Source organism: Streptomyces rectiviolaceus, assembly GCF_039533825.1.
In the GTDB taxonomy this organism is placed as follows: domain Bacteria; phylum Actinomycetota; class Actinomycetes; order Streptomycetales; family Streptomycetaceae; genus Streptomyces; species Streptomyces rectiviolaceus.
This window is the reverse complement of sequence record NZ_BAAAUG010000082.1, coordinates 19,689-33,666: the sequence shown is the minus strand read 5'-3', so window position 1 is coordinate 33,666 and position 13,978 is coordinate 19,689. Positions and strand designations below refer to the sequence as shown.

Here is a 13,978-nt window from a genome sequence, read left to right as displayed (position 1 = left end):
GCGCCCAATGCCCGCCAATTCGCTTCGTCGACCGACACCGACCCCTCGGTCAATCCATCCTCCGCGCCGTACCCAACAATCCGGTCTCGGCGTCTGTGGCCTGCGTCATCACGTACTGCCGGTCACGATCGGCACACCACAACGTCACCCCGTCGGCAAGCGTCGGCAGTGCCTCGACGTCACCGCGCGGCAGCCCCACGGACCGTCCTATCTGAACCGCCTCGTCCGGTGAGACCCGCTGCACGCCGACAAGCCGGGCCTGCCGTATGAGCCGAGGCGCGACCGGACTCAAGTAGGGCAGCAGGGTCAGCACCGATTGCCAGGGCCCGGAGACCACGCGCCCCCGGGGCGGCCGCATCCCGCAGTCCCGCACCACAAGGACCGGGCTCCCCGCCGACGCACCCTGCGGGGGCACCCGTCCCACGTCATGCACCGACATCCCGCTCGGCCCGACACCGAGGGCTTCCACGAGCTGGGCCCAGGCCGCGGCCCGCCCGGTCTCCACGGCCACCCGTGCTCCCGTCGCGGCGGCCCGCAACGCGATGACCTGCGCCGTCCACAGCCCTCCGATCAGCAGCACGTCGTACGGCGTGGGCCGGTTGACGCCCAGAACCGAGGGCTGCCCCTGTGCGTCCACGCCGATCACGACGCCGTCGTCACCGATGGGCAGGGCCAGCGTGTCCACCTGCTCGGCGGAGAGCGCGTGGCGACGGTGCCGTGGCCCGAGCAGCCCGAACCCACTGCGCAGCGCCGTGCGGAACCCTTCGCCCGGGGTGGGCGGCACGGCCGGCGTGGTCGGATTCGTGACGGTCATCAGCGGGCACCCCCGAGCGGCAGAGTGGCGAGCATCGCGGGCAGCTGCTCGCGATCAAGCCGGACCAGACCTGTGCCGACCTGCCGGGCCCCTCGCTCCAACGCGCGCCGAGCCGTTTCGAGCTCGGCGTCACTGCGCCCGGTCACGCGCACATGCCCGCACAGCGACACTTCCTGCCGCTCGCCGTGGCGCAAGGTGAGGCTGAACGTCGTGGCAAGCGTCGGGACGGCGGTGAGCAGCGCGACGAGCTGCGGCAGCGACGGACCGCCCGCGTTCCCCAACTGCGGCCAGCGCCGCACCCAGTAGGTCGTGTGACGGCGGTTGTCGCAACGCCACGCGCGAGCGGACTCCTCCGTCCTGCGCTCCGGCAGCTCGGTCCGCCCGGCTTCCGCCGTGACCAGCGGATTGGCGCCTGCCGACGTGGCGATGGCGGCGGCCAGCTGCTCCTCGGTCAGCGCCGTGGCCCGGAAACCGGCCCCCGTCAGCCGACTGGCCAGCTGGTCCATGGCACGCACCACGCACTTCTGAGCACCCACGAACCCGCCCCCACGCGCCGCCACAGCCTCGGGACAGAGCTCAGGGTCAAGCTTCAGAGCGACCCACGTAATCCGTACGGCGGGTGCTCCGGTCTGGGCCTGCAGGGGGGCGTAGTTACTGACGGCCACGGACTGCTGGGGGAGATGCAGCGCGGGAGCGGGCTGGGTGTGCTGCACGATCTGCGCCGACTCCAGCCGGATCCCGTCCACCTCCAGGGCGTCCCTCACGAGCCCCACCGGCAGCGGCTGCCGCCCGCGCTCGGCCCGCAACGCGGTGGCATCCGACTCGACTTGGAGCACAGCGGTCACGAACGTCCCGTCGCCGACCATCCCGACCTGCCGCCGGTCCCGGTCTCCGTAGGCATACGTGCGCAGGGCAGGGTCGCACTCGACGGCCGGGGCGAACGCAGGCTCCGTACCCGGCGGTATCGGAGTGCTCGCTGCCCGACGTTTGCGTGCCCGCAATGCCTGTGCGGTGCCCAGCCATTCGTGCCAGGCGCGGCCACGACGGCGTACAAAAGCGAGCAGCACCAGCGCAGCGGAAACGACAGCGGTCGGCACGACGGCCAGCGGATCCACCACCCACGCGGCCAGCAGGAGGGCTGCGGCGACCTCGATCAGCACAAGTCGTTGCAAGCGAAATGATCCGAACTGCGCGGAACGGGCCCGGAGATGGAAAGTGACCGCCCCTCGGGGCGGCGACACGCCGACCCCAACGGGCGCTGCCTGCCCCTGAGTCCCGGGCCCTGATGGTCCCCGAGCCCCGGTCCGCGCTGCGGAAGCCATCAGTCCAACCCCCCGTAAACATCCCGAATCCCCCTGGTGGTCACGGCACATACGCACCCCAGGAGTGCCCGGGAACCTTACCCACCCCACACGCGCGATTACTCAACAGGCATAGTAGGGGCCGGGTCTGACAACGGAGGGTGGGGGTCGCATGCCCCCGGCGCTGCACGGGGGAGAAGCAGACACTCATGGCATCACGGCGGGACGAACTCAACGCCTACACCTTCGCGAAGCGCCGCACGCTGGCGTCCTTCATCCAGCCGTCGCCTTCGGGTTCGGAGGAAGGCGCACCACGCCCGCTGCGTGGTGTAGTCCCCGGCGTCATCGTCGGAGTGATCGTCCTGGCCGTCTTCGGCGCGTGGGGCATGTTCAAACCGGCGGCCAAGCCCGGCTGGGACAAGCCGAACGAGCACGTGATCATCGCGAGCAAGTCAACGACGCGATACGTGGTCCTGAAGACGGACGGCAAGCGCCAACTCCACCCGGTCCTCAACATGGCCTCGGCGAAGCTCCTCCTCGACGCCGACAAGGGCGACGTCATCAACGTCGACGAGTCGGTGCTCGACAAGGGCAAGATCCCGCACGGCGCCACCATCGGCATTCCGTACGCTCCCGACCGCCTGCCCTCGGAGACCGAGGCAGGCTCCGCCAAGCGCTGGGCGGTGTGCGAGCGCCCGGTCGAGGGCGGCAAGGCCATCCAGAAGGCCGCGTTCATCCTGGCGGAGCGCGACCAGAACAAGACCGAGGGCAGCGAACGGCTGCGCGGCGGTGAGTTGTTGTACGTCATCGGCCCCGACAAGGTCCGCTACGTAGTCGACGCGCAAGGGATGGCGTACCGGATCGCGGAGCGGGAACGGCTCGAATACCTCCTGCGCACAATCGTCGATTCAGGCCGTCAACCGCAGCGGGTATCCAAGGAGTGGCTGGACACGCTGCACTACGGCGACCCGATCTCCTACCCGAAGGTGGAGGGCACTCCCGGAGCGCCGGCCAATGTGGAGGGCCTCCAGGACCAACAGGCGAACAGGGTCGGCATGGTCCTCAAGGCGTCCGACGGGGCAGGGATGCAGCACTACGTCGTTGAGCCCGGACGGGTCGCCCCGGTCTCCGACTTCACCGCGAAACTGCTCCTCAGCAGCCGCGACTTGCTCAAGGTGGGCCAGAACGGCGGGGCCCGTGCCTTGAGCACCGCCGCCTTCACCCCCGACCCCGATGCATTCGACGCGTCGTACAAGTGGCCGAGCCAGACGCCGAAGGCCACCAACGAAGCCTCCGCCGACGCAGGGAGCCGTAACACCGTCTGCAATGTCCTGCGCAAGGTGGATGGCGGCAACGGCGACACCACGCTCAGCACCTGGGTGGGAACGGACTTCCCGGCGCCGCTGCCCACGGGCTCGTCCAGTGCGTACGTGACGGCCGGATCGGGCCTGCTCTACCGGCAGTTCACCGGTTCGGAAACGAAGGCGGGCGGCGTCTTCCTGGCCACGGACACGGGCCTGCGCTACGCGATGCAGTCCAACAGCGACAGCGCGACGGACGACGCGGGGATCGGCACCACGGCCAAGCAGCGCAAGGAGCAGCAGGCAGAGGCACGACAGGCGCAGACCCGCCTGGGCTACGCGAATACGGACGTGACTCCAGTACCTGCCCCTTGGTCCAAGTTCCTTCCCACGGGCCCGCGTCTCTCGACCTCGGCGGCACGCCAGCCGCAGGGCTCCTAGGCCATAGGGGGTCTGACGATGACGTACGCACGGCGCTGGCCGCACGTTGCAGCGGCCATGGCGGCGACCCTGACGGTGATCGCGACGACAACGGTGCTCGCCGCGCCCACCGCCACCGCGGCGGGCGACCAGTGCACGTTCCCGTCCAAGAAGTACGAGGGCCGCCCCTGGGCGCTGCAACGCGTACTTCTGGACGAACTGTGGCGCCAGTCCACCGGAAAGGACGTACGGGTGGCGGTGATCGACACGGGAGTGGACGTCAAGAACCCTCAGCTCAAGAGCGCGGTGGACGTGTCAAAGGGCCGCAACCTGCTCCCCAAGAACCTCAAGGACGACAACGGCGACAAGATCAAGCGCGGCAAGGAGAACGGCACGACGGACGAGGTCGGTCACGGCACGCGCGTGGCGGGCATCATCGCGGCCCGCCCGGCCAAGGACACCGGCTTCGTGGGCCTGGCCCCCGACGCGATGCTGATCCCCATCCAGCAGAACGACGCGGAGGGCCACGGCAACACAGAGACCCTCGCGAAGGCGATCGACCACGCGGTCGCCGCGGACGCGGACGTCATCAACATCTCCCAGGACACGGCCAACGCAGTGCGGCCGGACCCGATCCTGGAACAGGCGGTGGACAGGGCACTCGCGCGAGACAAGGTGATCGTGGCCTCCGCCGGCAACGACGGCCTGGGAGGCAACGACAAGCGGACCTACCCGGCGTCCTACGAGGGTGTGCTGGCGGTAGCGGCATCGGATCGCAACAACGAACGGGCCTCGTTCTCCCAGTCAGGCCAGTTCGTGGGCGTGGCTGCCCCGGGCGTGGACATGATCTCCACCGTCCCTGACGGCGGCCACTGCTCGGACAACGGCACAAGCTTCTCGGCCCCGTACGTGGCGGGGGTGGCGGCCCTGATCAAGTCCAAGCACAGCAACTGGACATCCCGTCAGATCACGGCCCAGATCAAGCAGACAGCGGAACGCTCGGTGGCGGGCCACGACCGCCTGGTCGGCTGGGGAGTGGTGGACCCGGTCCGAGCCCTGACGGAAGACGACCACCCGATCGAGACCCCGAGGGCCGAGGAGGGCATCACCCGAGCGAAGGCCCCAACTCCCGCTGAACTCCAGCTCGGTGAGACGGCGGAGGAACGGACGGCCCGGATCGCCACGTACGTGGCTGTGGGGGCGGCGGTTGTGGTGACGGGGCTTGGTGGGGCTGGGGTAGCAGTGAGGGATGCGCGGAGGCGGAGGGGTGTGGGAGTCAGGTAAGCCGCGACGCTGGTTCGTGGCAGAGGCGGACACGGAGCCCGGCCGCTATGGATACGGCGGGTGCCGATTCACCATCCCCGCCTATGAGAAGTTGCGGCGCCAACCGCGGGCAGCAACGTTGCCGCCGACCACATCTGAAGGAGCCCAACTCGGTCTGGGTGGCTGCCGTCGAGCCGAGCAGGCAGATCCGCGACGGCACCCTGAGTCGCCGAGATCAGTGGCGACTGCCTCAAAGGATGACAGAAGGACATGCCTGCTTGCCTTGATGCCGATGTCCGCGCTGACCGCCACGGTCCGGCTCTGAAAGCCGCAGAGGCTGCGACTTCGCCTGTTGTCCACCGGAGCGCAGATTGGCCCCCCGCCGCGGGCATCTGGGATCCGCTCGTCACTGGTCCTGGAGCGACGGCGTCACCGGTGCGTTCCATCGGCTCGACACCCTCACGAACCCGGCTGGTCAGCCATTTCAGCCACCCCGACGAACCCGAACCGCACCGCCGGAGACGTGGAATCCGGCGCCCAGGCGACGGACAGCCGGGCCCACGGCCTGTCCCCGGAAGCCCCCAACAAGCTGAAACGGCCTCCCCGTTGAACGAGCGAGCCGTCACGAAAGATCGAGGCTAGTGTATATGTCAGATACCCGAGTACACCCTGGGTGCCGTATGGGAACGGGGGATTGAGCGTGAGTTCTCAAGACATAAATCCGCAGATGGACCTAGCCGGGGAAGATGGTGCAGGAGGCCCTGGCATCCTGGCCAGCTCCGCGAGCGACAAGCAACGGGCCGTGACGCTCCTGAACGACTACCTCCTGGGGCAAACTCAGGCAGCTGGGCGTATGGCGGAGGGCGGCGGCCAAGTGAGTCCTCCCCTGTTGATGCCGCTGCCGCAGCCGGGGGTGAGTGTGATGAAACCAGACACCGGCCTGAAGGGGCTGTCGAACTGGGCTGTCGAGGCCGGCTTGTCAGAGGCGATAGTGGCCTGGCAAGGACAGGTGAGTCGGCTGACGGATCGACTGAACAAGGAACTGAAGGCGTTGCGAGGCACCTCCTCAGTACTCCATAGCCAGGATTCAGCCACCTGGGGGCAGTTGAACTCAATTGACGTGGACCCGCAGCGGCCTCGTAGCTCGCTCGACAGCATGTAACCGGGGGGACTGATCGTGCCACTGAAGTACGAGGACGTGATCGAGGCTGACCTCTCACCCCTCTCAGACGTTGCCGGAGCTTGGCGCAAGATGGGCGACCGCTTCGGCGAGTTGAAGGGTGAGTACAAGAAGCATGTGCCGCGTGCTTTGGCGAACGGCAAATGGCAGGGGGAAGCCTTCGGTGTGCAGCAGGACGCCGCCAAGGTCACGTCCTTCGAATACGCGGCCGCCAAGAAGGAGGCGCAGGCCATTGCCAGCCTGCTGAAGGATGCGCACACGGAGCTGACCCGGCTGCAGAAGGTGCTCAAGGATCTCGTCGCGGATGCGGAGGCGAAGGACTACAAAGTCGACGGATCTGGCAAGGCCACCTACGTCGGATTCGACAAACTCACCGCTGAGCAGTGGGAATCCTTCATACATGATCCAGATCGCACCCGGTTGGAGGCGCAAGCCCGGGAGCGTGCCCAGGGGTGGACCGATGAGATAGCCAAAGCGGTGAAGGCCATTGACGAGTCCGACCAAAGCATCCGGCGGGCGCTTGACCGTGCAGTGACGGACACTTCACCGGACGGCGGTGGTCGAAATGGGTTCAACGCAAGTGCCGTCGGTGATTTGAAGAAGGCGGGAGCTCGTGAGGAATCTGCCACTCAGAGCAACGGCTGGAGCGCGGATCGCAAGGGGGAGGTAACTGGCCCGTATGCCGATGCCACTGCCACTGGTGTCGGGTACGGAAAGGAGGGAATGGCCAAAGCGTGGGTCCAGCTCGCCCATCTGACCGGGCAGGGCGAGGTGACCAATGGCAATTTCAAACTTTCTGGAATCGCTGACCTTACGGCAGATGCCAGAGCCATGGGTACTTACGGGATCACCGATACGGGAATATCTGCGGACGGGGGAGCTTCCGCAGGTGTACGGGGAATGGTCGAGGGGCGTGTCGAGGGAAATCACTCGGGCGCATACGCAAGAGGAAACTATTTCGCTGGCGCTGAGGCAAAGGCTAAGGCGGCAGTTGGCCTGGAGAAGACTGGTCTTGGCGCGGAGGCATTTGCCGGAACGAAACAGTCTGGCGCTGCTGGTGTGGAAATTGGCGGTATTGGTATTGGCGGTACGCTCGAGACATGGGAGGGCGTGGGCGCGGAGGCGTTTGCGGGCTGGGAGAAGGATGACGACGGCAAGTGGCATATTGGCGCTAACGCAGGCCTCGCTGCCGCCGTTGGCGGGGGTGCAGGCGCTGAGATCACTGTTGATCCGGCCAAGGTGGTCGACACCGTGAAGGATGCCGGAGACGCATTGGGCGAGGTAGGGGGCGCGTTGGGCGATGCCGGAGGCGCCATCAAGGATGGTGTAGTCAGCATCTTCTGAAAAGCTGTTCTGTGACGTGACTATGGAGAGACCAGTGATACCTGCGACGCTGCCGGTGCCCCTCGAATTCCGGCTACCGGAGGCCTGGAGTCCAGCAAATCTGGACCAGGTCGATACTCCCGGAGTGGCCTTCGCCGCGGTGCACCCGGAGCCGGACAACGGGTTCGCGGCCAACATCACCATCGACGGCGAGTATCGGCTGGACGAAGCGACTCTGACCGAGATCGCTGAGGAGTCGGTACTCCGGATGCGCGAACTTGATGGGTCGCTGGTCGTCCTTCATCGCAAGGAAGCCGGGTCCGGCGAAGCTCCCGCTCTGACACAGACCCTTCGTTTCTCGACCGTCACAGGCGGCGTACACCGCGATCTCGTACAGATTCAGGTCTACTTGGTGATGTTGGACGTCCATGACGCCAGTAAGCGGGCGGTGATCCGGCTGGCCCTGACCGCCGCCGCGAACCAGATCGACAGTGTCTTGGGCGACTTCCAAGATTTTGTGAGTACCGTCCGCCCTGACAGCGGATCGAAGTAAGGGAACGGCTACATCGTGAACAGCGGTAACGACACAGAAGAAGCAGCAGAGATGTACGCCCGGGTCGAGGCTGTCATCGCAGGTACGGAGTACCAGTTGACCCGGACGGAGCAGGGGTTTGAGCTGAGCGTCGACGTTCGCGTGCCACATCGGCGATGGAGTCAGTCTACGCAGCTATGGACGTACGATGTCGCGTTGAATTCGGAAACCATGACATTTACGATCAACGATGTCGTTCGTACTGAGCGCCGGTCGGTCGACGGGCGGCTGCTGATGAGTGAGACCGTAGCGGGCCGAAAAGTGACCCGTATCTCTCGCCGGGCTCTGGACGGCTCGGCTCACTACTCCTTCTCCTCGGCCGATGGCCACCGTCTGATCAGGGATGCCGCAGAGGAATCGGGCTGGGAGGAATTGATGCCTGCTTCCGTGTACTCGGCCCGATCGTCTCTCATCTTGGGTGCAGCCATTGCGCTCGCCATGGTGGTCGGAATCGCGATAGCGTTCGTGACTGGTTCTCTGTGAAGGTCCCGCGAAGGAATCGACTCGTAACGCGTGTCATTCGTTAACGGCTCGAGCTGGCGGCCTTTGTTGAAGAGCTCGACTACTTTGGCTTCTGGTCAACCTTGATATCGATTTGAACTGCCTCTTCGCTGGATTTGCGGTCGGCAGTGACCGTGAGCCCGTACTTGGTACCATCGGGGGTCGTAAGCGTACACCTAGTATTTGCCCCCTCTTTCGCCTCCAGCTTGCTGGGGCAGTCGACGGTTTTCGGCGCCTGTCCAACCTGTTCTGTCAGGGAATCCGCGACCTGCTTTTCCAGTTCTTCGGTTCCCACCGAGTCGGAAGATGACTTGGTTGTGACGCTACAAGCGGTAAGTGTTAGGGCACCGATTGCTGCGAGTGCCGCGATCCTAGTCATGGCGTACATGCGTCTCCCTGATGTAGTTCGACGAGCAAGATTATCAGTCGCTGCGCTTTTGGTCTCGCCCGGACTGGATGACATGCATCTCATTAGGTCTCGGGACATTTGCACGATATCGCTCCCATTGACTGTAATGTGTTCGCTTGTTGTGGGTTCATTCAGGTTGGGAATCGCGTCCTGGTCGGGCTCTTGAGCCTCGCGCTTTCGTGAAGCCAGGTGTCCAAAAGGCGTTCGGTCAGACGAAAAGTGCCTCTGACCAGTGTCTGCGTCGGGGTGATTGGGCGGTCGGTGGTCTTGTAAGCGGGTGGTGTCCTGGCGATGGAGATCGTCCGCAAGAACGGGCTGGATCACGCAACATCGGCGACCCTGTCCCTCATCAGCTGGGCCGAAGGCCCTGACGGCGATCCGCTTCGCACAGACCCAAGTCCGCCAGGAGGTCGGGACGTTGATGGACTTCGTCGACCACAGCAGCGGCTAGAGCGGGGAGCCGTTCGCGGCCCCGCTGCGGTCCGGGGACGCGGGTGTCGGCGTGGGCTGTGGCGACCGAAACGTTGCATTGGGCGGAGATCTGGGTGGGGTTGTCGTGCCTGCGCAGATACACCAGGGCGGACCATCGCGCGCTGACGCAAGGGCAGGTTGCAGCGCGGATACTCGCGCGGGTAGCGCTGCGTATCGTGACCCACTCGGCCGGAGAGCGAGGGAGGTCGAATGCGGCAGATTCGGAAGCCGACGAGGCCGCTGTGTTCGACGTGTTGAGACGTCGAATACCTCCCCCAATGACAAGACAGCCTCGTCCGTCGCGCACCCCCCGACTGTCGCCTGAGCAGGGGGCAAGCTGAAACAGCTCAGTGTCACGGCCGCCTGCATGGGTGGACTCGGCCCTGCTCCTGTCGGCCCCTCCCACCGCCCTGTCGGCCTGCTTGTGCAAGAGGTCGTGAGCATGAATGCCTTGGGGTCGGCCTTCCCCAACTCATCGTTGCGTACTGCCAGATCGCATTCTTCGCCCCATCTGTGTTCCTGGTGGAAGGAGTTCATTCAGCTGAGTTCTCGTGGTGTTGATCGTCTGCCTTGGCCCTCACCGTTGTCACTCGTCCCCTGACATGAGGTTCCTCCCGTTGCTTGGTAGGGCGACGGAGTCCAGATCCCCAGTGCCGAGTCCTACTGCCAGGTTTGCGGGATCGAGAAGGCTTTGCACGTGTGCTCGCGTCGGGATTCGTCTTGCTGGTTCAGCGGTGGCCAGGTGGCTGGCCCGATGATGCTGGAGCGGAGGCGGGCACCCCTGTTGGCTGGTAGATGGCCCTCGCTGAGAGGAGGTGGGGGCTCGTGGCAGGGTTTGGCGGCGCGGTGGGCGCTTTGGATGGCTGATTTCCAGCTTCCCTAACGCACAGTTCAGTTGGCAGTCACGATTAGTGTGACTAGAGTGACGCGGGCGCGATAAGTGACCACCTAGCCACCGCGATCGTGATGGTCGGGGCAGGCAGGTAACGGGGAGGGTAGGCATCGTGCTTGCTACAGATGGGCGCGGGGGTGCGGCGCCGTCATCGGGCGCCGACCTCAAGCGCGGACTGGAGGCGCTGAAGACCTTTCGTCGGCGCGTCAACACGCTGCTCACGGAGTTCGAGGGTTCGGCGGGCGGTTCGAGCGAGGTCGGGGGATGCAAACTCTCCCGGGGTTCCTTCAGCGGTGGGGGCAGCGCGTTTCCCGCGGCCGATGGCCTGTATTCGCAGTACGACCAGGTGCACGAGCGGCTGACCTCGCTCTCCAAGATGCTCGGCGACCAGATCGACGCCATGGGCATCGCGGTACATGGTGCGGACGTTGGCTTCGACAACCTTGAAGAGGATCTGCGGCAGCGTTTTTGGGCGATCCAGACCAGGGTTGACCGCGACGAGGCTGCCGCTCAGCGCGAGAAGGACGGCATGCCTGATTCGCCCCGTAGCAATGGCGACGCCGGCTCTGACTCCGGGTGGCGCTGATGAGTTTCGAAGGTCACCGCCTCAACGACATGATCGACTTGGTCGAACAAGCGAACCCCGCAGACCTGGAGAGCGCTGGCGAGGCCCTCAAGAAGGCGCGCAACGCGATTGCCGTGGCCGCCAAGGAGCTCGGCGAGCACATCGATCGAGTCGACTGGGAAGGGGCGTCGGGGGAGGCGTTCCGCAAGTGGGGCAAGAACCTCGTCAAGGACACGCACCAGCTCTCCGACTTCGCGGACACCGCCAGCGTTCAAATCGCCTCGGCCGGCGCGGGGCTGGCGTCTGTCCGTAGCTCCATGCCGCCCCGGGACCAGCGCACCGACCCAAAGACGGTCGAGGACATCCCGACCCCCAAAAGGGTCGACGGTAATGCGGAGTACGACGCTGCGGCCAAGGCGGAGACCCATCGTCAAGAGGCGATCAACCAGATGAATCGGTTGTCGTCGTTCTACCAGGTGTCGCAGCACTCGATGGCTGGGCAGGAGCCGCCTACGTTTTCGACCATGCCGAATGTCGGAGTACCGAGGCCTGTGGAGCAGGACGGCTATAAGCCCGAGGGCCAGGGCCCGGCCTATTCCGCCACTGCCGTCGGCGACGGTCAGGTGGAGCCCCGCCGCTCTGTCGACGCCCCGATGGCAAGCGACGCGCGCCCAGATGACTCCTCATCGCCTCGTATCGGTGAACATGGACCGATCGTCGCTCCGGACTCGATCGTCTCCCCGGACCGGCCTGTAGGTACGGAAATTGACAGCGTCGGTACCTTGCCGCCGCAAACCGTGAACCCGGCACCTGGTTCGTTACCTCCGGGACCCGGCCCAACGGGTATTGGCGGGGAGCCTGTTCCCCCGCTCGTTGGTGGCCCTCGGAACCCTGGGATCAGTGGTCCTGTGGCCCGTACCTCGGTTCCTGCAGGAGGTCCGAAGACGTCGCTACCGCCTCCAGGTCGAACGATGGGCCCACCAGGACCAACCGCGGGTCCTGGACGTAGTCCGTCGGGTCCGATTGGGCGTACAGGCCCGACAGCCCAAGGAAGAAGCATCAGTGGCCCGACCGTCACCGGACAGCCGCCAATGGGGCGTGCTGTAACCGGGGGAACACCACGACCGGGCGATGCGAAGGGTCCGCGTTCTGGAATCTCTGGGACTGGTGCAGGGCGAGCCAACGGCGTTGTCGGAGGGCGGCCCGCCCCCGGTCCGGTGTCGGGTTCTGGTGCTTCCCGGGTGCCGCGTGGCCCGGTCATCGGCACAGAGGGTACAGGTGGTTCGAGGTCCACAGACGGAGGTGGAAAACAGCGCGGGGTAGTGGGATCGACACCCCACGGCACCGTTGGTGGGGGCCGGTTGCCTCGCCGATCCATCAGCAACGCTGACGGAGTTGTTGGGACCCCCAACAGGCGTATGCCGACGCGCGGGGGTCGCGGAGACGGGTTCACCACTGGTGGAACAGGCTTGGTGCGTGGCTCTGGGGGCGATAGGCAGCGCCCTGATCAGGACGAGGACGAGGGCGCGCAGCGGCCGGCCCACCTGGTCGAGGACGAGGAAACATATCTGCCTAGTAGTCGGCGGCATGTGCCGCCGGTAATCGACTGATCGCGAGCGAGGACGTGCAGGTCATGAAGCCAAAGTTCAGCCGACATGGCGGAAGGGTTGCACCGTTTACGGGGTCAGCACGGAGATTTGTCGCTCTCGCGGGCTCAGCGGTCGGCGCGTTGGCCCTCGTGTCAGTCGGGTTGGTTCCGAGTGCCGTTGCCGACGATGTTCGGTCGAAGCAGTGGCACTTGGATGCTATGGGCGCCGATGACCTGTGGAAAGTCAGCACTGGCAAGGGAATCAAAGTCGCAGTCATCGACACGGGCGTCTCGGAGACACCTTCCCTCGCTGGCCGCGTGCAGGCGGGCAAAGACGTGACGGACGTGCCTGGCGGTCCGCTGGATGACTACGACGGACATGGGACCTCGATGGCAGAACTGATCGTGGGATCCGGACGTGCTGGGGGTATCAAGGGATTGGCACCCGGTGCTGAGGTCGTCTCCTTCCGTACCGGACTGGGAAACAAATTTGGGAAGAAGGAAGACCGAAGCGCCGAGGCCATTCGAGCAGCGGCAGACAGCGACGTTCAGATCATCAGCATGTCCTTCGGTGGCGACCTCATGTACCCAGATCAGAAAGAGGCCGTGAAGTACGCGGCCTCCAAGGGGAAACTGATGTTCGCCAGTGTCGGAAATGACGCTGAGAAGAAGAACTTCATCGGGTATCCCGCTGCGTACCCATCCGTCACCGGAGTCTCCGCTGCCGACAAGTCCGGCAAGGTTGCCAAGTATTCGGAGCACGGTGACTATGTGGATCTGGCGGCGCCGGGGCGGAATCTCCCCACGTGGTGCGATGCGACCTTCCGCTCGTACTGCGACGGGGAAGGCGGGACTAGCGCGGCCGCAGCCATCGCCTCCGCCTCCGCCGCCCTGATCTGGTCCAAGCACCCCAACTGGACCGCCAACCAGGTCCTCCGCGTCCTCATCGATACAGCAGGCCGCGACTGGCCGAAGGACGATCCGAGTGTCTACCTCGGCTACGGACTCGTCCGGCCCGCTCCCAACTTGCTGGAGGGCAAGGGGAACCCTGGCCCTGCGGACGTCGACCCCCTCACCAACGAGAAGACCCCCGGCGTCGGTTCCGGCAAGGAGGCTTCCCCATCCGCTTCCGCACCAGCTGAGTCGCACCCCCCGAAGGGCCCCGCAGACGGCGGGGCCGCTGCAGCGACGTCAAGCTCGAAGTCCACTGACAGCGATAACCAGTTGTGGTTGATCCTCGGTTCCATCGCCGCAGCCGCGGTGATCGGTGGCGGTGCCTTCGCGGCGATGCGGGCCAGGCGCAGAGCCTGAACGCGGCGCAGCATCACCCGACCCATACCAACAAAGGTTCAAGAAGG

General features: G+C 65.5%; 11 protein-coding genes. 8 read left to right on the top strand and 3 right to left on the bottom strand.

The window, feature by feature from the left end; genetic code table 11:
• Positions 1–49 precede the first annotated feature (49 nt).
• Positions 50–814 (bottom strand): hypothetical protein, encoded by a 765-nt coding sequence (locus ABD378_RS23160; protein WP_344523240.1) that lies wholly within the window; start codon positions 812–814, stop codon positions 50–52.
• Positions 814–2,136 carry a type VII secretion protein EccE gene (gene eccE / locus ABD378_RS23155; protein WP_344523238.1) on the bottom strand — a complete coding sequence of 441 codons (1,323 nt, stop codon included), beginning with the start codon at positions 2,134–2,136 and terminating at the stop codon, positions 814–816. Before eccE ends, ABD378_RS23160 begins: the two co-directional genes overlap by 1 nt.
• A gap of 188 nt (positions 2,137–2,324) precedes the next feature.
• Between eccE and eccB the strand changes: the two genes are divergently transcribed.
• The 6 genes from eccB (at position 2,325) to ABD378_RS23125 (ending at position 8,677) form a co-directional block, all read left to right on the top strand.
• On the top strand, positions 2,325–3,857 hold the full coding sequence (gene eccB, locus ABD378_RS23150; protein ID WP_344523236.1) for a type VII secretion protein EccB: 1,533 nt from the start codon (positions 2,325–2,327) through the stop codon (positions 3,855–3,857).
• An 18-nt stretch (positions 3,858–3,875) separates the two neighbouring features.
• Positions 3,876–5,120 carry a type VII secretion-associated serine protease mycosin gene (gene mycP, locus ABD378_RS23145; RefSeq protein WP_344523234.1) on the top strand — a complete coding sequence of 415 codons (1,245 nt, stop codon included), beginning with the start codon at positions 3,876–3,878 and terminating at the stop codon, positions 5,118–5,120.
• 781 nt (positions 5,121–5,901) lie between these two features.
• Positions 5,902–6,261 carry a hypothetical protein gene (locus ABD378_RS23140; RefSeq protein ID WP_344523232.1) on the top strand — a complete coding sequence of 120 codons (360 nt, stop codon included), beginning with the start codon at positions 5,902–5,904 and terminating at the stop codon, positions 6,259–6,261.
• 15 nt (positions 6,262–6,276) lie between these two features.
• Positions 6,277–7,623 carry a hypothetical protein gene (locus ABD378_RS23135; protein WP_344523230.1) on the top strand — a complete coding sequence of 449 codons (1,347 nt, stop codon included), beginning with the start codon at positions 6,277–6,279 and terminating at the stop codon, positions 7,621–7,623.
• Positions 7,624–7,747: 124 nt separating this feature from the next.
• On the top strand, positions 7,748–8,155 hold the full coding sequence (locus ABD378_RS23130) for a hypothetical protein (protein ID WP_344523228.1): 408 nt from the start codon (positions 7,748–7,750) through the stop codon (positions 8,153–8,155).
• Between the two features lie 15 nt (positions 8,156–8,170).
• Positions 8,171–8,677: a hypothetical protein gene (locus ABD378_RS23125; protein ID WP_344523226.1), complete on the top strand. Its 507-nt coding sequence runs from the start codon at positions 8,171–8,173 to the stop codon at positions 8,675–8,677.
• Between the two features lie 79 nt (positions 8,678–8,756).
• Here the strand turns inward: ABD378_RS23125 and ABD378_RS23120 are convergent, their stop codons facing one another.
• Positions 8,757–9,083, bottom strand: a complete 327-nt coding sequence (locus tag ABD378_RS23120) for a DUF4333 domain-containing protein (protein WP_344523224.1) — start codon at positions 9,081–9,083, stop codon at positions 8,757–8,759.
• Between the two features lie 1,496 nt (positions 9,084–10,579).
• On the opposite strand from ABD378_RS23120, the gene ABD378_RS23115 reads away from it, so the two are divergent.
• Together ABD378_RS23115 and ABD378_RS23110 are read left to right on the top strand one after the other, a co-directional pair.
• Positions 10,580–11,053 (top strand): hypothetical protein, encoded by a 474-nt coding sequence (locus ABD378_RS23115; protein WP_344523222.1) that lies wholly within the window; start codon positions 10,580–10,582, stop codon positions 11,051–11,053.
• Positions 11,054–12,839: 1,786 nt separating this feature from the next.
• Entirely contained in the window at positions 12,840–13,931 is a 1,092-nt protein-coding gene (locus ABD378_RS23110) for a S8 family serine peptidase (protein WP_344523220.1), read from the top strand.
• The last annotated feature ends 47 nt before the right edge of the window (positions 13,932–13,978 follow it).